This is a genomic window from Haloplanus sp. HW8-1, assembly GCF_023703795.1.
GTDB lineage: Archaea > Halobacteriota > Halobacteria > Halobacteriales > Haloferacaceae > Haloplanus > Haloplanus pelagicus.
Genome location: NZ_CP098518.1, coordinates 1,310,004 through 1,334,445, shown reverse-complemented (window position 1 = coordinate 1,334,445; position 24,442 = coordinate 1,310,004). Strand labels below are relative to the sequence as shown.

The 24,442-nt window shown below is 61.1% G+C and carries 28 protein-coding genes; 13 read left to right on the top strand and 15 right to left on the bottom strand.

What is annotated here, in order from left to right:
* Positions 1-25: 25 nt before the first annotated feature.
* The 4 genes from NBT82_RS07070 to NBT82_RS07055 form a co-directional block, all read right to left on the bottom strand.
* A complete protein-coding gene (locus tag NBT82_RS07070; protein ID WP_251330848.1) occupies positions 26-313 on the bottom strand; it encodes an amphi-Trp domain-containing protein in 288 nt (95 codons plus the stop codon).
* Positions 314-653: 340 nt separating this feature from the next.
* Complete coding sequence (locus tag NBT82_RS07065; protein ID WP_251330847.1) at positions 654-1,430, bottom strand: hypothetical protein; 777 nt, start codon at positions 1,428-1,430, stop codon at positions 654-656.
* Positions 1,431-1,706: 276 nt separating this feature from the next.
* Entirely contained in the window at positions 1,707-3,095 is a 1,389-nt protein-coding gene (locus NBT82_RS07060; RefSeq protein ID WP_251330846.1) for a DUF6498-containing protein, read from the bottom strand.
* Between the two features lie 67 nt (positions 3,096-3,162).
* Positions 3,163-3,363, bottom strand: coding sequence for a hypothetical protein (locus tag NBT82_RS07055; RefSeq protein ID WP_251330845.1), 201 nt, complete (start codon positions 3,361-3,363; stop codon positions 3,163-3,165).
* Between the two features lie 186 nt (positions 3,364-3,549).
* Between NBT82_RS07055 and NBT82_RS07050 the strand changes: the two genes are divergently transcribed.
* Together NBT82_RS07050 and NBT82_RS07045 are read left to right on the top strand one after the other, a co-directional pair.
* Positions 3,550-3,918, top strand: a complete 369-nt coding sequence (locus NBT82_RS07050; protein WP_251330844.1) for a hypothetical protein — start codon at positions 3,550-3,552, stop codon at positions 3,916-3,918.
* 64 nt (positions 3,919-3,982) lie between these two features.
* Positions 3,983-4,966: a DUF3592 domain-containing protein gene (locus tag NBT82_RS07045; RefSeq protein ID WP_251330843.1), complete on the top strand. Its 984-nt coding sequence runs from the start codon at positions 3,983-3,985 to the stop codon at positions 4,964-4,966.
* A gap of 73 nt (positions 4,967-5,039) precedes the next feature.
* On the opposite strand, the gene NBT82_RS07040 is transcribed toward NBT82_RS07045, so the two are convergent.
* Positions 5,040-5,408 carry a hypothetical protein gene (locus tag NBT82_RS07040; protein ID WP_251330842.1) on the bottom strand — a complete coding sequence of 123 codons (369 nt, stop codon included), beginning with the start codon at positions 5,406-5,408 and terminating at the stop codon, positions 5,040-5,042.
* 40 nt (positions 5,409-5,448) lie between these two features.
* Complete coding sequence (locus tag NBT82_RS07035) at positions 5,449-5,658, bottom strand: hypothetical protein (RefSeq protein WP_049934154.1); 210 nt, start codon at positions 5,656-5,658, stop codon at positions 5,449-5,451.
* 568 nt (positions 5,659-6,226) lie between these two features.
* On the opposite strand from NBT82_RS07035, the gene NBT82_RS07030 reads away from it, so the two are divergent.
* The 4 genes from NBT82_RS07030 (at position 6,227) to NBT82_RS07020 (ending at position 8,480) form a co-directional block, all read left to right on the top strand.
* Positions 6,227-6,721, top strand: coding sequence for a hypothetical protein (locus tag NBT82_RS07030; protein ID WP_251330841.1), 495 nt, complete (start codon positions 6,227-6,229; stop codon positions 6,719-6,721).
* A gap of 127 nt (positions 6,722-6,848) precedes the next feature.
* Positions 6,849-7,505, top strand: a complete 657-nt coding sequence (locus tag NBT82_RS07025; RefSeq protein WP_251330840.1) for a hypothetical protein — start codon at positions 6,849-6,851, stop codon at positions 7,503-7,505.
* Between the two features lie 109 nt (positions 7,506-7,614).
* Positions 7,615-8,076, top strand: a complete 462-nt coding sequence (locus NBT82_RS20265) for a hypothetical protein (RefSeq protein WP_425601779.1) — start codon at positions 7,615-7,617, stop codon at positions 8,074-8,076.
* A 209-nt stretch (positions 8,077-8,285) separates the two neighbouring features.
* The gene (locus NBT82_RS07020; RefSeq protein ID WP_251330839.1) at positions 8,286-8,480 is read left to right on the top strand and encodes a hypothetical protein; all 195 of its coding nucleotides are present in this window, start codon (positions 8,286-8,288) and stop codon (positions 8,478-8,480) included.
* 54 nt (positions 8,481-8,534) lie between these two features.
* Here the strand turns inward: NBT82_RS07020 and NBT82_RS07015 are convergent, their stop codons facing one another.
* The gene (locus NBT82_RS07015) at positions 8,535-9,248 is read right to left on the bottom strand and encodes a sensor domain-containing protein (RefSeq protein ID WP_251330838.1); all 714 of its coding nucleotides are present in this window, start codon (positions 9,246-9,248) and stop codon (positions 8,535-8,537) included.
* Between the two features lie 318 nt (positions 9,249-9,566).
* Between NBT82_RS07015 and NBT82_RS07010 the strand changes: the two genes are divergently transcribed.
* From NBT82_RS07010 to NBT82_RS07000, 3 genes are all read left to right on the top strand, one after another.
* Positions 9,567-9,764, top strand: a complete 198-nt coding sequence (locus NBT82_RS07010; protein WP_251330837.1) for a hypothetical protein — start codon at positions 9,567-9,569, stop codon at positions 9,762-9,764.
* A gap of 15 nt (positions 9,765-9,779) precedes the next feature.
* Positions 9,780-10,208 carry an RDD family protein gene (locus NBT82_RS07005; protein WP_256476687.1) on the top strand — a complete coding sequence of 143 codons (429 nt, stop codon included), beginning with the start codon at positions 9,780-9,782 and terminating at the stop codon, positions 10,206-10,208.
* A gap of 328 nt (positions 10,209-10,536) precedes the next feature.
* The gene (locus NBT82_RS07000; protein WP_251330835.1) at positions 10,537-12,240 is read left to right on the top strand and encodes a sensor histidine kinase; all 1,704 of its coding nucleotides are present in this window, start codon (positions 10,537-10,539) and stop codon (positions 12,238-12,240) included.
* Between the two features lie 130 nt (positions 12,241-12,370).
* Here NBT82_RS07000 and NBT82_RS06995 read toward each other — a convergent pair whose 3' ends face one another.
* The 5 genes from NBT82_RS06995 to NBT82_RS06975 all read right to left on the bottom strand — a co-directional run bounded on the left by NBT82_RS06995 (position 12,371) and on the right by NBT82_RS06975 (position 16,588).
* Positions 12,371-13,192 carry a DUF6159 family protein gene (locus NBT82_RS06995; RefSeq protein WP_251330834.1) on the bottom strand — a complete coding sequence of 274 codons (822 nt, stop codon included), beginning with the start codon at positions 13,190-13,192 and terminating at the stop codon, positions 12,371-12,373.
* Positions 13,193-13,499: 307 nt separating this feature from the next.
* Positions 13,500-14,318 (bottom strand): ABC transporter permease subunit, encoded by an 819-nt coding sequence (locus NBT82_RS06990; RefSeq protein ID WP_251330833.1) that lies wholly within the window; start codon positions 14,316-14,318, stop codon positions 13,500-13,502.
* Complete coding sequence (locus NBT82_RS06985) at positions 14,315-15,121, bottom strand: ABC transporter permease (protein WP_251330832.1); 807 nt, start codon at positions 15,119-15,121, stop codon at positions 14,315-14,317. Before NBT82_RS06985 ends, NBT82_RS06990 begins: the two co-directional genes overlap by 4 nt.
* Entirely contained in the window at positions 15,118-16,029 is a 912-nt protein-coding gene (locus tag NBT82_RS06980; protein WP_251330831.1) for an ABC transporter ATP-binding protein, read from the bottom strand. Before NBT82_RS06980 ends, NBT82_RS06985 begins: the two co-directional genes overlap by 4 nt.
* 130 nt (positions 16,030-16,159) lie before the next feature.
* On the bottom strand, positions 16,160-16,588 hold the full coding sequence (locus tag NBT82_RS06975; RefSeq protein ID WP_251330830.1) for a hypothetical protein: 429 nt from the start codon (positions 16,586-16,588) through the stop codon (positions 16,160-16,162).
* A gap of 179 nt (positions 16,589-16,767) precedes the next feature.
* Between NBT82_RS06975 and NBT82_RS06970 the strand changes: the two genes are divergently transcribed.
* From NBT82_RS06970 to NBT82_RS06960, 3 genes are all read left to right on the top strand, one after another.
* A complete protein-coding gene (locus NBT82_RS06970; RefSeq protein WP_251330829.1) occupies positions 16,768-17,505 on the top strand; it encodes a DUF7847 domain-containing protein in 738 nt (245 codons plus the stop codon).
* A 253-nt stretch (positions 17,506-17,758) separates the two neighbouring features.
* Complete coding sequence (locus tag NBT82_RS06965; RefSeq protein WP_251330828.1) at positions 17,759-18,724, top strand: hypothetical protein; 966 nt, start codon at positions 17,759-17,761, stop codon at positions 18,722-18,724.
* A gap of 274 nt (positions 18,725-18,998) precedes the next feature.
* A complete protein-coding gene (locus NBT82_RS06960) occupies positions 18,999-19,193 on the top strand; it encodes a hypothetical protein (protein ID WP_251330827.1) in 195 nt (64 codons plus the stop codon).
* Positions 19,194-19,236: 43 nt separating this feature from the next.
* Here the strand turns inward: NBT82_RS06960 and NBT82_RS06955 are convergent, their stop codons facing one another.
* Together NBT82_RS06955 and NBT82_RS06950 are read right to left on the bottom strand one after the other, a co-directional pair.
* A complete protein-coding gene (locus tag NBT82_RS06955) occupies positions 19,237-19,674 on the bottom strand; it encodes a DUF5518 domain-containing protein (protein ID WP_251330826.1) in 438 nt (145 codons plus the stop codon).
* A 161-nt stretch (positions 19,675-19,835) separates the two neighbouring features.
* Positions 19,836-21,497, bottom strand: coding sequence for an ATP-binding protein (locus NBT82_RS06950; protein ID WP_251330825.1), 1,662 nt, complete (start codon positions 21,495-21,497; stop codon positions 19,836-19,838).
* A 469-nt stretch (positions 21,498-21,966) separates the two neighbouring features.
* On the opposite strand from NBT82_RS06950, the gene NBT82_RS06945 reads away from it, so the two are divergent.
* Entirely contained in the window at positions 21,967-23,883 is a 1,917-nt protein-coding gene (locus NBT82_RS06945) for a sensor histidine kinase (RefSeq protein ID WP_251330824.1), read from the top strand.
* Between the two features lie 126 nt (positions 23,884-24,009).
* Here NBT82_RS06945 and NBT82_RS06940 read toward each other — a convergent pair whose 3' ends face one another.
* Positions 24,010-24,360: an ArsR/SmtB family transcription factor gene (locus NBT82_RS06940; protein WP_251330823.1), complete on the bottom strand. Its 351-nt coding sequence runs from the start codon at positions 24,358-24,360 to the stop codon at positions 24,010-24,012.
* Positions 24,361-24,442 lie beyond the last annotated feature (82 nt).

Sequence of the window (24,442 nt, the reverse complement as noted above, 5' to 3'; positions counted from 1 at the left end):
GGATGGACTGAGGGAAGAATGGGTGTTACTGACCCTCGGTAGTGATATCCAACGCCCCTTCTTCTGCCGTCTGGGCCTCACGCCACCAGACGAGCTCGAACTCGATGCTCTGTTTTGCCTCGGTGTCCCCTTCGGACCAGTCCGACTCGCCTTCCAGTTTGAACGTCACCGGGTTCGTCGGGTCCAACTGGACCTGCTGCCCACCGAGTTCGAGCGTCACAGCGTCGTCGACGTCGAGTTGCTCGGCGAGTTCGCGGAGGTACGATGCAATTTCGGACCGCGTTTTCTCGGCTTCAGTTTCGAGTTCTCCCATACGTACGAGTACGTGAGAAGTCACGATAAACGAAGGGGGAGATTCTCTACCCGGAGGAATCACTCACCGTTGCTAGGTCAGAAATGCGCTGCATGAGACCGGTTGATGAGTCATTTCAGTTTTCTTCCGAGCAACAATTCCAACGCGTATGCATTGAGAGCCCCAGTCTCAACTTCTGCGGAGTCACAGCCGATAAATCTCACATCGCTATACGGAATCGTTCACGACAGTAGTTGAGACTGGTCGTCTCAATGCAGTTGGTACTTGACACAGTGTCCTGAATTGTCTAAAGAATACACTGCTTCGGCAGCTCACCCGCGAATCGCGAGAAAGAGCATCATTACACCAATAGCCCGAGTGTCGCGGCCACATAGGCAACGATGGGAAAGGCGCCGTCCTCGACAACGGCGAATCCTCCCGTCGTCCCGATAAAGAGTCCCCCGAGGCCCCCGAGGACGATTCGAACTGCCCGGTCCAGTCCGTCGCCCGGGGACCCAGTCGTCCGTTCGGACCACGGTATCGAGAGCCGTCTTGGCCTCGGTAGCGATGTCGTTCGGGACGACGAGTACGAGCGGTCGACCCACCGTCTTCGGGACTGATATCGGGGGACGAAAACGGTATGATCGCCTATTTTCCACTGGTAGACACGCCCGAGAGGTGGGATGTCGAACGTCCGCACCTCCCTGTCGCGTGTGTCCAGCCCCCAGTCATCGGTGTATTCCACGGCTGCTGCACCGCTTACCTCCCGGAGGCTTGCCGTTTTCGGATCTATCCGACCGACCGTATATCGAAGGTCGACGGCCCTCTTGCAGACGACGACCCCAATCGGATACACAAGCGGGATCACCGGCTGGATTGCCGACGACAGGAGCAGGATGCCGCCACCGAGCAGGTTGACTGGTATGTAGCGGAGGCGAAACCATCCAATCGGCGGGGTCAGTTTCTGCACCTCGCGCTCGGAGCCGTACTCGACCGCGAGCAGGAGATACACCAGCGACGCGGGACCGCCGATGAGCGCGAGAACGACGACGAGGACGGCCCCTCCGACGTTTTCCACCGCGAATCCGTCCGCGACCATAAACACGAGTAGCACCGGTACGGCGAGTCCGATGACCACGGGAACGCCGTCAGCGAGACGCAACACGACGAGCCGAAATCGGTCGGCGTCGTGATCCGGGAACACCGTCCACGTAACGCCCCGGCCGCCAGTGTCACTCTCGGTGGTCGTCATTATCCGGGGATAGGGTATCGTATTCGTGTCTCGGGAGCGACAATTCGAATCTCACTGCCTGGTCGGTTCCCGTCTGAGTTGCAGTGCGAATTCCAACCGGATCGACATTTCCTTTCCCGTTGAGGAACCGGTCCGGTGCTCGCCAATACGACAGACAGCCCCTTAGACTCGCCTGAGTGCCACCCAGATCATAAGTACGACCGGCAGCAGAAAAATCGGTCCAACGCCGATGGCGAGTCCGATCAGCTGTGCAGTGTCGACTTTCGGGCTGAAAGCGAGACCAGCGGGAACGGCGAGAAAGAAGAGTGCAAGCACCAGGGCGGACGCGATGACGGCCGAATCTCGTTCGGGGCGAGTGGGGTCCGCTGCGGGGAGTTCGAGTGTCTCAATCGTGGCGTCGAGATCGGTAACCGGGCCAAGTTGGGCGTCACGGTCGTCGGGGGCGGCCCCTGATACCTCCAGCGTACCGGTGTTGAGCAGTCGGTCCGGAATCGCGTTGCGGATCGAGAACGTCGCCGAGTCCACCGGGGCGGTCCACTGAACGGCCCCGAGCGCCGTATCGTAGGCCACGAGTTGCTCCTCGTACCGTCGGTACTCGATCGTCCCGTACCGCAGGTAGTAGCTGCCGATACGCGCGCCGGCGACGACGAGGACGAACAGTAGCCCCAAGACGAGCCAGACCGACCCACCGGAGAGTGCGGCGAACGCCACCCCGATCAGAATAGCGAACGTGGACCGGTGAGCAAACCCGAACACGACCATCGGGAGGCTGCCGAGCAGGACGGGTGCCGCGTCGACGGATACCCGTCCACGGATGGGTCCGTCCGGAGTGTCGACATCCGGAAGTGGCTCGGCGTGGCTACCGTCGAACGCCCCATCGAGGACGGACGGCACTGGGAGGTCCGTGTGATCAGTGACGATCCGATAGACCGAGGTCGTAGTCTTGACAACGACGATGCCGGTGAGGAGGACCAGCCCACCGGATCGATCGCCGGCGCTCGCGATCAGGCCCAACGCGAGAATCACGAGGCCGAGCTGTAGAGGTTCACGCAGGATCTCCTGTGCGGAGACGTCGGCGTACTCCTGTCCTGCGAGATAGTCGGACTGGAACTCGTGGAGCTGTGTGATCACCAGCCCGACACCGCCGACGAGCAGGGACAGCGACGGGCGTATCGCCGGTGCCGCCGTCAGCCAGTAGAGGACGCTCACCGGGAGGACGGCGGCGGTCCAGAACCCGAGTATCGACGCCGCGAACGGGACGTTCCGCGGATAGACCGCAGGCAGCCGGGAGACGGGACGCCAGCCACCACGCTTCTCACGAAGCTCGTGGAGCGGCTCGATATCGGGAAGCCCTGGCGAGCCGCGTTCGGCGAACAGTGATTTCGCTGCAGCTAGCAACACCGTCACCAGTCCCTCGATCCAGTAGAGCACCAGAAGCGAGTAGACATCCCAGCCGAGGGTCAGGACGCCGACCAGCGGAACGAGGTTGGCGACGGCCGCGACGCTGCCGACACGACGCCGCTCCCACTCCATCGGCGGGCTGACGCGCATATGTCAATCGAGTCGTAGACGGGAACTCCTGCTCGGCCTCATAACGGCTCGTACGAACGGCCACCGGTCATCGCCAGCGGCGGGCGAGTTCGTAAGCGAGGGTCACTGGAACGGTGATACTCAAGACCACGAACATCACGTCGTCAACCGCCGGACTGGATCGAGTAAGCGCGGCGAAGAACACGAGCGCGCCGGTAGCGAGGACTCCAACGACGGTGGCAACGTATTCCGGGCTCGTCCAGTCCGCTCGGGACGTATCGGAGGGCACGTACGATGGCACCACCGTGTCCTATCGAAGCTATCCTCAAGAATACCAGTGTCGGATATCTCTCACGGCGACGGCGGTCGTAGCTTACGTGTGGGCTCCTCAGTGACAGCAGCGAACCTTGACCGAACCGTACGACGGCGACCCGCACCGGACAGGGTTTATGAGGCGTCACACGAAGCCCGGGACGTGCCCTCCATCCGCGACCTTCGAGTCCGACTCGTCACGCCGGAGAATGTAGGTATCACCGTCGCCATTGTCCTCTCGGTCGTCGGTGCATACGTGATTCAGCTCCGCGTCAGTGCGGGCGTCGCCGGATTCTTCGGACTGATAGCCCTCGGCGTCTCGACGCCGACGACGCTCACGTCACACGACCTGTTGGGGACACGGTTCGCCTCCGCGGTCGTCGGGGTGAGTGTCGGGTGTACGGCCACGTTCGTCACCTACGTTGGGCTATTGACCGTCGTCTCCGGATGGGCCGGAAGCCTCCTCGATGCTGCAGTGGCGTTTACCCTGACCGCACTCGCGGTCGAGGCTGCCGCTCGCACGCTAGATTGAGGATGGGATACACGTGCGGCAGACATCACTCTCATACTGTTGGATTGCCATATTCGCGACCGAGATGGAACTGCCCGTGGGAATCACCACCCTCCACCTCTCACGAAAGAGCGTGTACCTACTGGTCCTGGCGGTTACCCTCATCGGGGCCGGTGGATACAGCTACGTCCAGCAGGGACAGGCGGTCAACAACGCCGTCACCGTCCAAGCAACGGTCGATAGTGCACACGTGGAGCGGATAGATAGCCGGCGAAGCATCGATTACGAACCGGAGATCGAGTACACGTACGAGTATCAGGGTGAGACGTATACGAGCGAGCAGGTGTTCCCGGGCCCGACGATTCGTACCTACTCGGATCGGTCGAAAGCGGAGTCCGTCGTTCGGTCGTTCGAGCCGGGGACGACGGTCCGGGCGTACGTCCGGCCGTCCACTCCGGGCGACGCGTTCCTGATCGGGGAGCGGACCCCGTGGCCGACGCGAGCGTTTGCCATCGGGGGCGTTCTGCTGTGTATCGTCGTACTGGCCGGACTGGGGGAGAAGCGTCCGGGCCGACACGAACTCCGCCCGGAACGCGAGGTGCGGTCGCCACCGTCCCGGACGTGGATCCAGCGCAACGACGGGACGCTCCGTCGACTGTCGAAATGGTCACTCCTCGTCTGCTTCGTGGCGTTCTGGCTCTCGATGGTCGGGTTGGCGTTCGGCATCCTGAGCCTGGCCGAGGGGTCGGCACGACCGGTCGAGGCCGACCTCCTCGGACCGGTCGGCTTCCCCCTGCTCGCGGGGGCCGGCTTCTGGGTCGGCATGATCCTCTCGCTGTGTCTGTACGGCGTCCAGTCGTTTAGTCGCTATCGACGGCTCCGGCGGCGGCTCCCCGAGCCGAGGCCGCCGAGTCCGTTCAGACATCCGAGTCGGCTCGTCACGATACTCGGGACGGAGAGCGACGAGTTACCCGAGTACGGACGGCGCGTCCGCGTGACCGGCTGGGCGTTCCTGATCGCCACCGGGATGACCGCCGTCCTCGTACAACTCCTCTATACGGCGAGCTGAGACGGACCGGGCGGCTGTCTCATAAGGGATCAACTGGACCGAACAGCCATCCAAACGGCGTGACCCCGTCGATTCAGGACCGCCGGTGAACAGCGGTCGCCGACAGGAGCAAGAACGCGAGCAGCCCGACTTGCCACACGACGACGCCGATCACGCCCGAGTTCGACAGCCCGACGTATTCGCCGAGCGCCAACGGTCCGACGCTCACGCCGAACAGTCCGACTGCGTAGCCGGCCCTGTCTGCACGGTCGGTGAACTCAATGTGCATCCCGAGGAGGGGGATGTCGAACGCGAGGTAGAAATACGCCGCCCCGGCGTAGGTCGCTGCCGTGGCGAGTGCGGGGAACCAATCCGGAAGGAGGAACTGATAGACGACGGAACCACTCACCACTCCGAACAGTCCGGCGACGGGGAGTGCTACCTCGGGGGCCCGATCGGTCATAGTACGAAAATAGGCGGTTCGACACGTCGGCCGACTCCGTTCAGTACGGGTTCCATACGTACACCACCCCTGCGTACAGGACACCACTTATCGCACCAACAGAGAGTGCTTCGATACTAGCTCTCTCGGTGAGCAGAAACGCAGTCAGCGAAACGACGGCGAACCAGAGCGCCCCGTGAACCAGGGATTGTTGCTCCCGTGATAGCGTCTCCGACCAGTTGCCGACGGCGGTCCAGTCGTCAGCCCCCATCGGTCAGCGACCCGTTCGGGCTCCGATGGCTGAGCCGCGAGCGTATCGAGCGCCGAACCACTGTGACAGGCCAGTCGTGACGAATGCGGCAGCAATCCGTGCTTTCGATTCACCAGGAGGGAGGGAATTATCGATCGGGATGGGCATATTCGAAATCCGAGTCGGCAATTGATAAGCATGGATGCTCGTTTCCACGTGAGAGACGAATCTCGGGCCGGGGACCTCGGGGATCGCCACGCGGGAGATAACCTCTGAATTCGGCCAAAAAACGTGCCGAGAGCAGCGTTTCGGCCTCCGAAACAGCGCTCGAATTTTTTACGGATCGATAGCATATCTCGGTATGACGCTAATGAGAGCAGGCTATTGTCCGGATTGCAATGTCCAAATGGAGCAGACGAACGTAACTGCTGAGGGGGCCGGAGGCCTCTATATTGAAACTGAAAGAGACGGTGGTATGCTCGACTGGCTCGGTGTCGGGCATCGACTTCCGCTCTCCGCACCCCCCTATCCGGAATGTGGAGTGATGCAACGTTATACGGACCGTTCCGAATAGCCAAGGGGTGCTCGTATGTCCTCCATCGAGTCGTTTCCGACAAAACGCGGCACAGCATGCTTCTCCGAGGATTGTGTGCACTTCGACGAGTCGTTTTCCGGATACATTCAGTCGCTCTATCAAGAATATTGGCAGAGTGGGACGTGGTGGCACAACGGAATCTTTGTCGGATACATACTTGCATTTCCAATCGGACTCTGGTGGACCGTCAGCGCGGTCCGCAGTGGCGATTTCTTACTCATAGCTGTCGTGGTTGGTCTGATGATCGTGCTCTGGCTGGTGGATCGCGTGCGTGGATTCCGATCGCCGGATCGGATTCGACTCGACACGATCGAGGAGGTCTCTGCAACGGATGGCCAGAAAGGACTGACACGCCCCCGGCTTATTATCACGTACACCGAGGGAGAAACGACCTATCGGCGTCGCGTGAATCTCCCGTCGCTCTACACGAGTGGCGGTGAGACGGCATACGAACGGGCACGGACGGCGTTTGCGGAGCGCGGATTCTGAACGATTCCTGTATTGGTCGGTACGGCCTCCCTGCGAGGGAGAGTCACCGCTCCCGTGCCTGGTATACCATTACGTCGGCTCCGTTCCATCAGCACTACTAATTGACTATCGGCATAACGTTCTCGCGATGCCCTCCACACGAACTGTCGACCGGCCACGGGAGGCACGCGCCGCCGCGCAGCGATATCTCAGACGTGAACGACCGCTGAGTGCGCTGCTCGTCGTGCTCGCCGCGGCCGGATTCCTCGGCACGTTCGTCGCAACGTCGCTGGTACCCGCAGTCGTCGTCGGGGTACTGCTGATCGTCGTCGCACGTGCCCCGATCATCGAATCACGCGGGACCGTCCGTCTTCGAACCGACGAGGACGCCGAATCCGTCGCCGAGTCGTTCACGGGACCGACACCGCCGATCCTCGTGTTTCAGTGGGGAATCGCTGACGAGATTCTCACCGGAGACGGGAGGGTCACGTACCGGCTCTCGTATCTGCTCGGCTTGCGGTCGGTCGAGGTGACCGTCGAGACACGGACGGATCGTACGCCGGATGGCGGCCGTCGGATCGAGTTGGAACTCACGGTGGGCGGCCAGCCGTGGTCGACGTACGTGGTCACCGTCGACACGCGAGACGATGGGACCGTCGTCGAGTACGAGTATACGGCGGATCGGCGATTCGGCCTGCGGCGCATTCCACAACGGATCGTCGCGAACCGGTACTGGGACGAAGCGCTCGAAGCGCAAGGGTACGCCGTCGTCGAGCGAAACGAACAGTACGGCGCCGCTATCTGAACGACAGACCAGCGATGTTGCGGAGGGCTGAAACAGGGATCGCTGAACGGCTCGGGATCCCTCCGGGTTACCTTTCGCCGATCGGTATGCATCTACTGCTCACTATGGGATCCTATGTTTCGAGTGGGATGTCGTTGAGCTGATATTCGTTTATCTGAGTGAAATCGTCGTCGTCGCTGTTCTATTCGCGATCGTCGCACTGGTTGCAGCACAGCCGGTGGAAGATCACGACGCTGACAAGTGGCGTGAGGACCCAAGCCCGGTGCAACCGGTTCCACTTCTCCCGCCGATATATCCGCGAAACGTTGGTCTGATCCTGAATAACATGTTTGCGTACGCTGTTTTCTTTTCGTTTTTTGTTGCTATGTTTGTCTCAGTCGTAGATCGGAGCGTCTCGTCGTTGCTCTCCCCGACAGCCAGCCTCGTGATACTCGCTATCTGTGTCACACAACTACGACGTGTCTGGGTGAGTTCCTCGTCGATCACTCGTATCGGGACTGATCGCCAGCGGAGGCCCTCGAACTCGGCCCTCGTCCGGTCGCCAGGTTTGCCATCATCGCCCTGTACGTGATCGTACCCATCACCGTCGTCGTGTTGACAGCCGCGTTTGTCCTCCCCGATATAGTATCGGGGCCTGTTGTACTGTTAGCGTATGTCCTTCCGATCGGGGCCGCGAGGGTGTGGTTGCAGGATGACGCCGTCGAAACGGTGCTTCAGCATCAGGAGTGACGAACGTACAGTGCTCCAATTATTATGCCCGGGCGGCACGTATGCGAGAGCGTGAACCTCGCAGCGGAGGAACTGACGCCCGCCATCACCGGAGGACTGAGCGGCGTTCTCGCGATGCTCTGGCTAGCGAGCATCGGCTATCTCCAAGGCTACGGGATCAGTGCGATCCTGGCGCTCTACACGGTCATCGGCGGGAGCATCGCGCTCGTCGGCGTGTTCGCCGAGCGAGCTGTTGAGCGCCTCTGACGTTGGTCCGCCGTGTGTTGCGACAGATCGGCCCCGTATTGGAACGGGGAACGATCACTCCAACTGGAACGTGAGTAGGCGCTCGGTCAGTCCGGCGAGAAGCCAAGCGCTCAGGTTGACTGCGTGCAGGCCTGCGAGACAGACGACGACACCGACCGCTGATACGGCCAGTGCCTCCGGAAGCGTATTGATGCTGGCTCCGAACAAAGACCCAGCGTCGACAGTCAACGACCCGACTTCGATGGTGCCACGGAGGCCTGTGACGTCGTATCCGGCACCGGGGATCCAGTAGAGGAAGGGCGTAGCTGCGAGCGTGACCCCGATCGAAAACACGACGGTAATGGCAACGAACAACGGAATACCGACGACAAACGACACAAACCCGAACCCGACGAGAAGGTAGTTGCGAGAGGTGGTCGCGACAGTTTTCAGATACTCCGTCACCGACTGTTCGCGAGGGTCGGCGAGGTTGACGGAGGCGTCACGCTCGCAGAGCCGGGTCAAGAGCTCCGCTTCGACCACTCCGATGTAGCCGCCGAGCGCGAGAACACCGGCCAGTATCGGGATGCCGACGACCATCGGAACCAACCCCACCCCCAGACTGAGACCGGTTATCAAGATCGTGAAGTAAGCGATGCCAAGTGGAAACCGGGCGAGCAGATACGCCAAGTTCGCGTAGGTCTCACGACGAAAGCCGACGCCGAAGAGACGGTTCGCGAGTGACCACCCGCCAGCTTCTGCAGTACTGAACTGTTGACTCCGAGTCATATCATAATGATAGTCTGACTAGTGTATCAACCACCGGTCACTGTTCCAGTCTCAGAAACAGCTCCGTTCAATCCGGTCACAGCTGACTCCTATCGTAGCGATTGAAACTGGTTGCCCAGCCGATCGTACACCGTACTGCGATCAGCTGTGCAATGACTTTCAATCGCTACTATAGTTCCGTCGGCACGGAGAGTTTCGTACTCCCAGGCTCGTCAGTTTACTGGAGAGCGTCGACCAAGTTCGGTCCCAGCGTGTTTCCGAGCACGAAATTTCGAATGTGGCCTTTTACGAATTGGCATCAATACTGAGCTGAGACCAATGGATGAGCGCCAGTGTCCGGACTGTGGTGTCCAGATGGGGAAAACGGCGGTAACCGCCGAAGGAGTCGGCAACCTCTACGTCGAAACCGACAGGGAAGGTGGTGTACTGGAGCGGCTCGGCATCGGGTATCAGACACCACTTCATACGTTCCTTTGCCCGGAATGTGGCCTGACCAAACTGTATGCCGACCTCTAACACTCAAAGAGCGATATGAAGAAATATCCGACCCCGAAACTCGGAACGAGCGGAGATGTGATCTGGCACCGGGTACTCGCGTATGTCATCGATTCGGTCCTCATGGGGCTGATCTGGGGTATGGCCGTCCTCGCCGGGACGGCTCTCGACGACGCCGGGTCCCTTCTACTGGTGTTCGTGGGAATGGTCGCAACGTTGGTCTACGGCTTTTTGCTTGAGGGCTTGTACGGGTACACGCCCGGAAAGTACCTGTTAGGACTCGTCGTCGTCACGTCGGATGGCTCCAACTGTGCGGTCGGCGCGTCGATACTTCGGAACCTACTGTGGATTGTCGACGCACACCCGACGGCGAATCTGGTTGCGATGGTGCTGATACTGGGTACCGACGACAACCAACGGGTCGGTGACCTCGTCGCAGACACGGTTGTCGTGAGACGACAGTAGCCGAAAGCAGTCAGAGCCTGTGCGATCTCCCCCAGCCGATTCCGGATCAGAGCGTCAGAAGGTGCTCTGGTGGCTGTTCAGATGAAAACCGGTTGCGGATCACGACAACGGACCATCATCCCGTGTATCGGTCGAAGACGAGGGACTGCCTGGTGAGTGATGACAGACGAAGGCGAGGTTCTGTTGAAGCTCGTAACAGCTGATAGGACCACGCTGCTGAATGTAGAGCTTGTAGTCAGCACGTCTCGATTCGCTGGCGTTGGCTTTGACTTTCACAGATGATATTCCAACCGCAACAGACAATTGTGATGCAATTGTCCGGGTTAGTATGGCAGTGCCGTGGCTGACTGCGTATCGCGCTTTGCTCCTCCTCTCCCTCGTGGTCGGTCTGTTTTTACTGTACCAGGCTGCTAGGCACCGAGACAGACCGGGCGCAAAGCCGCTTTTTGTTCTCGTTACAGGTGCCCTGCTCTATGTGTCAGTAAAGCTTACAGTCTCGGTTGTCCGTGGAACACCAACTGTCTTCGTTGTCACTCGATTCAACCCGCTCGGTGCGGGACTTGCGACTGTTGGATTCTTTTTGCTCGTGATCGAATACACTGGCATTAAAAATCCGGTCTCAAAACGAATCTCAACCGGAGTCGTACTCGTTCCAGCGGTTGTCAGCGCTCTCGCGGTGATCAATGTGGAGTATCTCTGGGTGCCAGTCGGCCCAGATTCGAGTACGCTGTCGGGCTATGCGTGGGAGTTCACCAGCGTTGCTCTGGCGAACCAACTGTACCTGAATCTGTTACTATTTGCCGGAATCGGTCTTCTGGTTCGTCGGGGGGCTCAGTCACCCACCGTGTTCAGAGTGCAGGTTGGAGCGCTCATTCTCTCCGCTCTGGGGCCCTTGGTCGGGAACCTCGCCTTCCAGTTCGGGTATGTCCAATTCAATCTGACGCCAGTCATGTTCATGATCTCTGGAGCCCTCATCGCGTGGGCGATACTCCGGGCTGGATTCCTCGATCTGATACCCATCGGGCGGGAGACAGTTTTCGACCATTTCGACGCGAGTGTAGTGACGCTTGACAAGGATCATCGAGTGATCGATCTCAACAAGCGGAGTTGTCAGCTATTCGATGTGGACGACGCTGGCACCGTTGTCGGCGACCACATCGACGAACTGTTTGCGGACTATCCCACGCTCAGAGAGTGGGACTGGACAGTTACTGCCAGTGATTCCAAACATGAGCCACCTGTTGAATTCGACGGAAGCTACTACACCGTCGAAGTGATCCATCTTGGCCCACCCGAGGAGACAACACTGGGACGCTCGATAATCATCCGTGACATTACTGAACAGAAGCGTCGAGAACAGGAACTCGAAGAAACCAAACGAACGCTCGAACGGTCGAACGAGAAACTCGACCAGTTTGCCGGCATGGTGAGTCACGACTTGCGGAACCCACTGAATGTGATCAAGGGTCGGGCGGAACTCCTTCGGGGGGTGGGATCTGATGAACACGTCGAACCAATCGACAAAAGCGTAGAGCGGATGGAGACGATGATCGACGACTTGCTGACCCTGTCACGAGCGGGCGAGAGTGTCGATGTCCCCGAACCCGTCTCGCTGGCGGGGGTCGTCGCTGACAGCTGGGCGGCCGTCAGTAGCGACGACGTCGAACTCGACGTGGATATCCCAGACGATGTAGAAGTGGAGGCGGACGGTGACCGCCTCCGACACGTTTTCGAGAACCTCTTTCGCAACGCTATGGAACACAACGACCCACCGATCAGGATTCATGTCGGGTTGCTCTCCGATGAGACGGGGGCGGTGTCGGGATTCTTCATTGCGGACGAAGGTGCCGGTATCCCAGAGCCAGATCGTGAGGAGGTGTTCGAGCAGGGCTATACGACGAACAGAGACGGGACGGGACTCGGCCTCTCGATTGTCGAGGGGATCGTCGAGGCCCACGGGTGGACGATTTCGGTCGGCGAGAGTGACGCGGGCGGTACTCGCTTCGACGTTCACACGACTGGCAAGAGCTGAATCTGGTTTCCCCGCATCGTCGTTTTCGTACTTGCACATCGGTCTGGGTTTCGTGCAAGAATTGCGCCCTGTGTTCAGCAAACGAGTCGAAACACATCAACTACTGAAGGTTTAAACAAGACTGAAGCGACTATATTTTGCTGAAATCCATGTCGTCGAAGCGTTCGGGAGCAGTGTTTTGAGTCGCGTAGAGGTACAACGCCGTTCTGGCGATTCCACTGAGCGCCTTCCCGATGAGTAGGCCGACGCTGACGGCAGTGGCGCCGATCAGGAGCGTGGCCAGCAGTTGGCCTGTCCCCAACCCGGTCGTCACGACAAAAGTCAGCCCTCCCAGAACGATGCCGGCAAGCACTAAGAGGAACGTTACCACATCGATCGTTCCCAGCGCACCGATAGACTCGCCCCACGTATCTTTGAACGTCCGTGCGCTTTGCTTGAACATCTCCGTGACCGACGGATCCCGGAAAACAATTACCGGGATAATAAAGAACGTCATCACACTCCACGCGACTGCGAAGACTCCGGCGACGATCTGGGTGACGATATTGTTTTCATTTTCGACCAGCCGAATGATAATGCCGATGGCTGCGGCAACGAGCGACCAAGCCAACAGCGGTAGTTTCCGCTGCCAAGCATTAGCGAGCGCTCCCCCAATCGACGGCTCGTCACCGTTGAAGACAGTCCGCGTCGCCGCGACCAGTGCCGCGGTAAAAAACGACGCAACGAACGTCTCGAGGAGGTACGCGACGAATAGCGTCGCGTACATCGCCGGACCGGGGCCCTGAAGCAACGGACCCATCACGTAGAGACCACCCAGCAGCGTCGCTATGAATGCGGCGCCCGAGAGTCCGCCCAGCAGCGGGAACGCGAGAAGTCTCGGATAGGATCGCAGCACCCGGCCACTTCTTCGTGCCATGGCGAACCCAATCTTGAGGCGGCCAATCAATCCCATATCATGCCCCGGTGTTGCGCGAAACAAGGGCGATTCGCTCTGTTTCAAAGTCAGCGAATCCGAGCGAGGATGATTCCCGATTGTTTTGTTTTGCCGTCGTGTGATCGCTCCCTCAGATGACCGCACAGGAATATTACATCAAACTGCTCATTTTTTTCGGCCACTCCGAGAGCCGATCATCTCAGCGCACATCCCGAGACACGCCTGTTCGGTCGTCGATTAGCAATGATTGTCGCGAATTTCGACGGGGCTGCCCGGAACTGCTACAAACGGAGCCAAGCCCCGCACACCAACGAATCCACATCCGCTAAAGATCCGCAGTCTTGAACCGGAAGTAGCCGAGCGCGACGGGAACGAGCGTCCACGCGACCAGCAGTCCGAGCGCGACCGGCCAAGCGACGTACGCGACGCCACTGTCGACGTACCGACCGGCCCGGTCGACGGCGAACCCGGTCCGGACGAGCAGGTCGAAGGACTCACTCGGGGCCAACAGGCGGACGAAGAGAGCCCAGCCCGGCATGTCGTTCGTGACCGCCGTGTCGAACCGATGGAGGATCAACAGCACTGCCGTATGGAGGTCCTCCCAGAGGACGACCGTCACCAGATACGCACCGATGGTACCGACGGTCACGCGTCGACCAGTCGCCGTCGACAGCGAGACGCCGACGGCCACACCGACGAACGTGACCCCGTACAGTACCGTTACACCGACGAACCACGGCAGCCACAGCCACGGCACGCCGCCGTCGGCAAGCACGATAGCTACGCCGCCGGCGAGACAGAGCGCGAGCGCCGTCGGCACGGAGAAGACGACGCTCCGGCCGACGAATTTGCCGACTGCAACGTCCCGGCGGGAGTGGGGGACGGAGAGTGCCAGTCGGAGTTGCCCACCGGCACGCTCCGCGAGGATCGATTTGTACCCGAGCAGGAGTGCGACGAGCGGAGCCGTCACCGCGACGACCCCGGTGAGGCTATCGAGGTACGTCGGGAACGCGCCGTCGTTGGGCACGAATTCGACGGCCGCGAGGCCGACGAATAGGAGGATCTGAACCCCGCTGACGATCCAGATGCCGATCGACTGGCTGGCGGCACGAACGTCCCGGAGGGCGACGTCGCGCCACGTCACGCGAGGTCCCTCCACTCGAACCGGAGTATCGCTACCGACAGTGGACCGAGGAGCCAGCCGACGAAGACCGGAAGCGCGAGCGTCGGCCCGTCGTACCACGCGCCAGCCCCTCGATCGCTCGCAGTCAGGGCGGTAACGAGCGTCTCGAAGGCGCTCCCGGGGTCGAGTTGAGGGCTGACCCGAACCGCGGTACGGATCGGACCGTCGGTGACCCCCGCCGCCACTAGCCCGGCCTCGGCTCCTGCAGTAGCGGCGTCCCAGACGATGACCAAGACGAAGAGCGCGACGACGCCGAGAACGAGCGCCCGTCGGTTCGTCGCGACCAGCGCGGATGCTGCAACGCCGATCCCGACCCAAGTGGCGCCGTGGCCGACGCTCAGGAGGACGAACGCCAGAAAGTGGAGCGGTTGCAGCGTCCCGTACGGGTAGACGACCAGGACACCCGCAATCGCCATCCCGACGACGGTGGCGGCTCCAAGCACGCCTGCTCGGCCGACGAATCGTCCGAGTACGAGCGTCGATCGGCCGTGTGGCATCGAAAGTGCGAGCCGCAGTGCGCCGGATTCGTGTTCGCGGGCGATAGCGCCGTATCCGAACAACACGCCGATGGGGGCCAACAACCCCCCAAGCCACCCACCGACGAAGGCGCCGAACCGACTCGTCGTGATCGGCGGGGTGCCGACGACGGGGTAGACGTACGCCGCGATGGACATGACGCTGATCAGGCCGACGAGCGCGACCTTCGGGAGTCGGGCATCGAGTACCACCCGCCAGTCCCGACGGGCGATCACGCGCCACGTCACGCCCGCTCGCCTCCGGTGAACTCGACGAACATATCCTCGAGCGACGCTTCCTCGGTGCGGAAGTTGACGACCTCGACGCCGGCGTCGTGGAGTTCGACCAGCGCGTCCATCTTCGCATCGTTCGTACACGTTGCCTCGATGGCGCCGTCGCGTTCGACCGCCGTCTCGACGCCTTCGACCCGTTCGACGGCGTCGAGGGTCCCGTTGTCGACCCGGTCGGGCGTGATGACCAGTTTCGTGCCACCGCCGATCGAATCACGCAGTCCGGCGATGGTGTCGGTGGCGATCAGCCGGCCGTTCTGGAGGATGCCGACCCGGTCACAGACCGCCTCGACCTGTTCGAGGACGTGACTCGAAAAGAAGATCGTCGCCCCACGGTCGGCCTCCTCGCGGAGGATGGTCCGCATCTCCGCGGCGCCGTTCGGATCGAGTCCGGTCGTCGGCTCGTCGAGGACGAGCAGGTCCGGCTCCCCGACGAGCGCCATCGCGAGCGCGAGCCGCTGGCACATGCCTTTCGAGTAGTCCGCGGCCGGTCTCGCGGCGTCGTCACGGAGGCCGACGCGGGAGAGGACATCGGCGGGGTTCTCGTTGACACCCTTCGATCGGATCGCGTATTCGACGTGTTGGCGGCCCGAAAGGGCGTCGAAGGGAGCGTATCCCTCCGGCAAGACGCCGAGGCGTTCGCGGACGGCGACGCCGTCGTCTTGGCAGTCGTGGCCGAACACGGACAGCGTGCCGTCGCTCGGGGCGACGAATCCGAGCAGGGTGTCGATGAACGTCGACTTGCCCGCGCCGTTTGGCCCGAGGAAGCCGAAGGTTTCGCCGGCGTCGACGGTCAGATCCACGCGGTCGAGAGCGAGCACGTCGCCGTAGCGCTTCGAGAGGTCCGTGGCGCTGATGACTGTCACGGGACGCCGAGACGGCGCGACGGCGAATGAATACCCCGTGGCGGTTTCGGAGTCGGCAACACCGACACCATTGTTCGGTCAGGCCCGTTGGGGCCACGAGTACCGATTCGGGGCCGACCGGCCGTCGTCGCTATGTCGCGTGCGACCGGAGCGTTTGCCCGGCACGCCAGAGAAGGGTGGCAACCAGCGGGAGCAACGCCGCACACATACTGAGCGTCAGCGCCTGCGGAACGATCCAGGGCGTCACGAACGCCATCCCGACCCCGACGAACGGGTCGACAGCCACGGTGATCGTCGTGCTCATCAGCAGCTGTCGCTGGCTGTCGTCGAACTCGATGCCGTACCCACCCGTCGGCGGAATCAACAGCCCGAGCGGGAGGAGAAACAGACCGGCCCAGACGACGAGCGACAGCGTGAGGAGCGCAACCGCCGGACCGAACAGCCCTCCCGTACCCGGCGATGGCAGCCGTACGAGCGCCCGGTAGCCGAAGGCTGCCAGTCCTGCGCCGACCGTCGCCACCGGCAGTTGGAGCAGGCCCAGTAGGCGATGTCCGTTCACGTCCCCATAGCCCGACGTTTCAAAAGCTGTTGACGCGGCGTTTCGTGGCCTGCAACAGCGTCGTGACGCGGCGTGGCGTCCCCGCACCGAGCGGAACGCGAACGACGGGTCCTGCGGGGGGTTTCCGAACGAGAAACGCTGGACGACGTTTCACACGTCCCACCCTCGTCACACCGCGTATGGCCCTCCAGTTAGGCACAGCGATCGGGCGTGGTGCCCGACGCTCGCTTTCGATCAGTGGCATCGTCGCGCTCGTACTGATGATCGGTTATCAGGTCCTCTTCGTCGGATCGTTCAACGCCGTCGTCGTGGACCAACTTCCATCGGGGGTTCGATCCGGCGACGCCGGGGTCGGCTTCGCGCTCCCGCTACCGACCGAGGTCGCAGCCGGACTGGCCGTCTTCGCGCTGTTGCTCGGCATCGGCGTCTTTCTCGTGACCGCACGGCTATTCGCACGTGACCCCTCCGATCTCTCGTCGCTCCCTGGACACCTGTTCACCCGGCGTCTCGGCCGTGCGTTCCTGTCCGCACTCGTCGTCAGCGTCGTCCTCGGAGTGGCGATCACGGTCGGGTTCGCGTTCCTCATCGTTCCCGGCCTGTTTCTCGCCGTGAGCCTCCAGTTCGCGGTGTTCGCTGTCGCCGTCGAGGACACCGGGCCCATCGAGGCGTTCCGTCGGAGTTGGGAACTGGCGAGTGGCAACCGCTGGCGACTGCTCGCCCTCGTCGTTCTGTTCGGCGTCGTTGGCGCTATCGGTGGGGCGATCGGATCGCTACTTGCCTTCGTCTCGCCGTCGGTCGGGCAACTCGCCTCGCTCGTCATCAATTCGGTGTTCGTTATCCTGATGTACGGCATCATCGCCGATTCGTTCGTGCAACTGCGCGGCGGATCGGCGTCCGCGACGCGTTCGCTCGCCTGAGGCGGGTTTGTACTGCCGTCCTGGCAGTCTCGGAGTATGAGGTAGGACTGAATCGCGGATGCAGCCGCGTATCTAACGTCTTCGTGAAACTTCTCCGCACACCAACTACGCTTCAACAGCAGTTGGTTCTAATACGACTCGTCGCCCGGTCCCCGCTCGGATGCGACACAGTCGAAGGTGTTCACAGCCAGCCCGTTGCTGACTGCGAAATCCGGTTTGAGCATTCAATAGCCAGTGAATGAGTCGTATCGATATGCAACCCCGACTGCTCGTTGCCACGGCCACAGCGGTCTGTCTCGTTGCCCTCGCCGGTTGTTCACAGCCCGCCGGGTCGCTCTCGATGGACCCGGTCAACGACACGGAACTGGCCGACCACGCCAGTACGACCGTCCCCGAGGATGAACTAGCGGCGGAAGACGAACGCGGCCCGCAACCACAAGTTCTCAGTCGGGCCGTCCGGAACGAATCCGCGACGGTCGCTGCGACGGACCCACCACACAAGAACAATTCGACGGTATACCGGACGGGCGACCGGTTCTACACCCTTTCGTACACGACTGTAGGCACGACGAGCGGGCGGCAAGTGACCTACAGATTCGACGGAAACGCGACTACGGACGAGGCAGATCGGAAGGGGTGGGCGACCGTCGCGTACAACGACTTGCCACCGGTCGACAGGGCGATGCTTCGTACTCCCCTGTCGGTGATAACGGCTGAGGAAGGCAGTCGGTCAAGCATCAAGGAGCGGCGAACGTACAGTCCATCTGAACTCAACCAGTCGGTCATCGCCGGCCAGCGGTACGATGCGATCAGATACGACGGAACGTTGGTCGAAGTCGACGTCGCGTCAAGCGAACCACGCCCCCTGACCGTCTATCGGTACCAGCCGAGACTCGTTGCGACGACCGCTGACGCGTACGCCGCATGTCTGCAGGACGAGTATGTGTTCGAGCTGTCGGGGCTTGATCCGAACACGCGAGAGACTGTGAACGAGGCGGCCGATGGGACGTATCGCGCGGAGAACACCAGCGACACGGCGTTTCGATCTCTCCTTGAAACGTTCCACAGCCACACGGCGGTTTCAGTGAACACCGCATCCGGGTCATGGGTTACCCGATACGAGGGGCGACTCTACTGGGTTGACCTTCGGTACACCGGCTTCGAATCCTACCGAGACTCCCGTCCGCAGGTGCGATCCCCGGCGGCTGTCTGTTCGTGACCGAAGAGCGTTCGATCGGAGAGAGTTTCAACTACGTCTGAGACGGTCACGGCGTCGATACAGGTAGCACGTCAGGAGCGGAACCGAAGCGAGCAGTAGTGGCGAGAAGACGGCAGCCCCGAGGTGTGCGAGGCCGCCGAGGCTCCACGCGATACTCGGAGACCATCGTTCGTCGTCGCCGAGTGCCCGAATGTCTGCGAGCAGGCACGCAAGAACGACGAGGGATACGAAGATACCGCCCCAGAACGAAACCACTGCGAGGACGAACGACGCGATGCCAGCAGCGACGTTCGGATCACCGCCGGACGAGGACACGAGAATAAACGTCCGCGAACCAAAGTCGGAGAGAAGCGTCGTCACCGCAACGAGGGGGAATAGGGCGACACCGTACCACCACGAGCTCGACATCGTCTTAATCGAGGAAGGGATAGTAGTCACACAGAGATACGTCGTGTGTCAGGAACACTAGTGGTGTAGAGTGCGTTCTAGCTTCTTTCATTCGAGATTCCTCGCTACGTACGACTCCGTGCGTCGGCGACGCCGTCGCGACCCCTCCGTTCGGCCAGCCAGCCGCCGAAGCGACCGGCGAGCGCTCCGGAGACGGCCACTGTTACCAACATGAGGCCGCCGAACGCGAGTGCCATCCCGACGCTGACCGCTTGGAACCACGGCGGGTTCGGGATGTTCGAGATCGCCCAAAGCAGTTCGTTCAGCGCCCAGAGAGCCGGGATTCCACCGATAAGCGCGGCCCGTATTCCGGTCGCGGTGCTGTTCCCGCCGTGTCGCTTGATCAGATACCCGGCGAATACGCTCCCGACGAGGACCGCTCCGAGCGTTATGTTCTCCGGGGAGCGCCACACTTCGAGCGCGGTGAACGGGAGTGCAAGTAGCCCACCGACGAGTGCGTACGTCCACGTCTCGGTCAACTGGAGGGGACCAATCCGAACCACGTTGGGTTATCTATCGCTCTATATAAAAATCCCGTCACGGTGTTGCTCGGTCGAAGAGTGGCGTTCGGTGCAGTACGAACGGTCCCCGTCCGCGGACGGTCGGAATACACTGGCTCCCGCTCTATGGGGCGTATTCGTTTTTGCGGTTGCGGGTCGGCCAGTTACTGTACCGAATCGTAGAGCCGGACCGTGACGAGACTGCCTTCTGGGTCGTTCTCACGAAACTGGATCTCTCCTCCTAACTGAGTGACTGCCCAGTTGACGAACCAGAGTCCGATACCCTGGCCGTGTTCGAGTTGTGTCTCGGTTCCGGCAGCGAGTATCTCTCGTTCCCGCTCGGGAATCCCCGGTCCGTCATCCGCGACGGAGAGTTCGACCGCTCCGTCCGACACCTCCCGAACGCTGAGTTCGACGCTAGGCGCGTCCGCAGTCGTGTGTTCGAGTGCATTTTCGACCAGTTCGAAAAGCACCTGGCGAAGGACGGCTCGATGGGAGGAGATAGTCACTGCGTCGGGACAGACGAGCGAGATGTCGGCCGACTCGTTCTTGGATCGGAACTGATCGACGACAGTGCTGGCTACGTCAGTCAGATCGACCGATTCCGGTGAATCGGTACTCTCGGTCATGACTGCCTCCGCCTCTCTGACCTTGTTACTCAGTTCGAGAAGGTCGGTCGCGCGCTCTCGAATGCCGGTCTGTAGCTCCTCGTCGTCGACGGCGTCGGCGTACGCGAGCACGACGTCCAAGTCGTTGCGCACGTTGTGGCGGAGGATACGATTGAGAACCGTGAGTCGCTGCTCTCTGGTCTCTCGGTCGGTGATGTCCCGGAAGAGTAGGGTTCTGGCGACGGCATTACCTTTGTCGTTGGTCGTGGCTTCCTCGACCGCGGAGACGCTGAATTGGAACCGCCGGCGGCCTTCCGACGTCTGAAGTGCGACTGTTCCCGTCGCCCCTGTGGGGAGTTCGGTCCCTTCGAGTCCGTTAATGACAGACCGAACCGGTTCGCCGATCATCCCCTCCGTGGACCCGTCGAACAACTCCGCCGTCGTCTCATTGATATCCAGGACGTGATCGTCCCAGTCGAGGACCACGAGCGCCTCCTGCAGGGTTTCGACGACGCGTGTCCGTGCGACGTAGTCGGCTTTCGGGAACCCGGTCAGTACCGGGTACCGTCGTATTGCAGCGGTCAGAAAACTGGCCGACACGAGCAGACCGAGCGTCGTGCCACCGACCAGTGAGGTATTAGCCTCCGCAACGGAGAGCAGGCTCGGAGCCGCAACGCTGGCCGTCAGCACGGTTATCTGTGTGCCCGACACCCGGGGATGACCCCAGCTGAGATCGATCAGTAGATACGTCGCATACAGGGCATACAGGAACAGTAAGAAACCGTATAGGACCGCCCATCCGATCGCAAGCCCGATCACCGATCCGACAACCGTTTTGGAAGCACCACTAGCGAGAGCGATGCCCCCGACTACCATCGGTAACACGATGCCAAATAGCAGCACGATCCGCTTCCGTGTCGCCATGATTCCGCGGCCGGCATAGCTGAGTGCATAGGCGATCCAAGCGACGGGGAGAAACAGCAGGGCACCGAATTGCACTAGATCGAAAAGCGACTCGAGGACGCGCACGGTTGCCACGCTGACGACCGTGGCCCCAAGCGAGGAGACTGCCCAGACCGTCAGCGTGATCGAGAGTACGAGAAACGGTTCCGCACTGGGCTGGTCTCTGGACCGGTAAGCCCTCCACGTCGTCCAATACAATAGGGCGGAAGCCAGGGTCCTGAGTACCAAGGTAGTTAGTGTGGTACCAGAGATCATCGTTCCATATCTCGGACAGCGATTTGGATGTTATATCGGCTGAATACAACAGTGGCTGCTCGATCCGATCTCGAAATCGGACGGCCGATGCACGGCGTGGAGCACGATTAGCGACGAACGTGTTGGGCGGTTGGGGACATAGATCACCCGCTGGGGGACTGGGCGGACATGGAGACGATGGACCCCGAAATTAATAGATGGAGTCCCCGTGTTTCACTATCGGAAACTACGCCCTGAAGCGGTTCGTATCGCTTCGAAGTGTGTCGAACAGATGCGACGCCATCACAGGAGGCACCCGTCCAACGGCGTGGTGAACGCCCGGATGGATCGAACTTGGTGACGCTTTGGATAACTCGCTCAGGGTGTCGATGTCGGCCCGGACGAAGCCGTGGACGCTACCAGTGTCCCGGGAGCGCAAATCAGTGATCGGGCCTGGTTCTTATTAGTGCCCTCACAAAAATGAGCCTGAATGGACAGTGAGGGACTTCTGCCGGAGAAAATCCGCTCACGATACGCAGTAAAGCTCTTTGCTGTCTCGTTGCTCATTACTGCCGTTATCGTCGCTGGCGGGATGGCAATCGCCAGTCAGGTGTCCGATCGAGTCACGAACGAACAGTTGGCCTCGGTCGAAGCCAACGCGGAACTCGAGGCGGAGAGTCTCGCCAGATGGTTCGAGGGTGAACAGGAGTCGATTCGGCTGCTGTCCTCGCATCGGGGGATCGATCGTTCGAACCGAACACGAATCGAGCGCACCCTCGCCGGCGAACTCGACCGGACGTCGGACGAACTCGTCAGTCTTCACGTCGTCGAGCGGCCGACGGAACAGCCGTCGAACGGCACAACGGAGCGGATCGTTGCGAGTAGTGACGGCCTAGCCGGCGAGCCACTATCGGCGACCGAGATCGACTGGGGACAGACTGCCACCGGCGAGGAAGTCGCGTTCCAGTTCGACAACACGACGGAGACGCTCGTCTCGTGGGTGTATTTGGACGCCGGCAATATGTCGGTCGCGATCGCCTCACCGACGCCAGATGGCGACCACGTGTTGATCGGTGAGTACCATCCCAGCACTCGAGTGGCGGCGGCGGCCGACGCGACCAACGACACGAGCACCGTCGTCCTCGGCGGCGTGAGTGGGTACGTCATGTTCGAGAAGAACAGGCCAAACGAGTTCCGTCCGTACAAGGGTGAATCGACCGTCACCGAGGTCGAATCTCGGATCGAAGAGCGACCAAATCAGTTCGCGCCGATCAGCGGTGCTGAACTTGGCGACACGGAAGTGAGAGGCTACCACAGCGTCCCGAGCGACGGTGTCAACTGGGTCGTCGTCAAGGAAGTACCCAGGTCGACGGCGCTGGCTGTGACCAACCAGGTCCAGACCGACTTGACGGTACTGATCGGGCTCACGGTCGTCGGATTCGTATTGATTAGCGGCATGATCCACTTCGGCCCGATCCGTTCGATCAGACGGCTATCGCGTCAGGCGGAAGCAGTCGCCGAAGGTGATCTGACGGCCGAGATTCCGGACGGAAACCGGATCGACGAGGTCGGACAGCTTAGAGCCAGCCTCCACAGAACGAAGGCGTATATCGAAACGATCACCCAGCAGGCCGAAAAGATCGCCCGCCGGGAGTTCGACGACGCGGCGCTGGACGAAGAGATTCCGGGGCCAGTCGGGGAGGCGATGGCCGATATGCGCGACGATCTAGAGCGGTTCATCGAGGAACGAAAACAACGCGAACAACGGCTCGAGGTGTTCAACCGGCTGCTCAGACACAACCTCAGGAACCGGCTCGACGTGATCAGAAGCCACACTGAGCAGTTGGCCGACCAAACGGATAGCGACGATGCTGAGGCCGTCTTGGCAGCAACGGACCGGCTGGCGTCGATCGGCACGCGTGCCAGACGGATTGACCGTCTGATGGCCCGTGACCCCGACCCAACGGTGGTTGATCTCACATCGGTGGTTCCTAGTCTGCTCTCGCAGATCACATCTGACGACGTCACGGTCAACACGGAGTTCCCGTCGACGGCCACGCTCCGGACCGACGCCGAGATACTGCAGACGACACTGACCAGCCCGCTGGAAAACGCAGTCAAATACGCGGAGTCGAGTGTAACCGTCTCGATAGCGCCGACGGCCGATAAAGAAGGGTACAGAATCGCTATCAGCGACGACGGCCCCGGTATTCCAGCGGCCGAGCTCGAATCGCTGGCGGCCGGAACCGAAACCTCCCTCCAACATGGACGCGGACTCGGACTCTGGCAACTCAGGTGGGGCGTCGATGCACTCGGCGGTGACCTATCGTTCGAAACCGACGACGGCACGACGGTCAATATCACGCTCGACGATCTCACCGACCAAACTGAGACGGAGACCGAGTGAGATAGCACCGGTAGCCCAAACCCGTCGCGAGTCGGCTTCTCGTCACTCGGTGGTTCGATCGATAGCGTCCATCGGTGAACGGTGGTGCGACGATTGTAACATCCGGGAATAGGGCCCCGTCGTTCGTCACTGCGACTGCTCGGCCGCTCCGAACTGGACGACGAGTTTCTCGGCTGTGAGGGCATAGACGGTCATTTCTCTACCCTTCACCGAGTACCACGTGTCGATCGGTTCGACGAGGCCGTTCTCTTCGAGGCGTCGCAAGTGATGATGGACGTTCTGTATCGACGTATCGACTCTCTTTGCGATCTCGGAGGTCGTCTTCGGATCACCATCCAGCGCCCCCAGAATCGACTGTGCGGTCCCCGACGACAGCGCGTCGAGGGCTTCGACCCGTGAGTCGCCGGAGACGGTGAGGTCGGCTCGCTCACGGGGGCTGTGTTCGACGTGGCTCTGACGTGGAAAGGCACTCGTCATCGTCTCTACCAGTGTACTGGTACTGCTTCCCCCTGTAATCGGAGGCTATCAATGCGGATCCGGCCAGTAGCAGCAGTCTAGC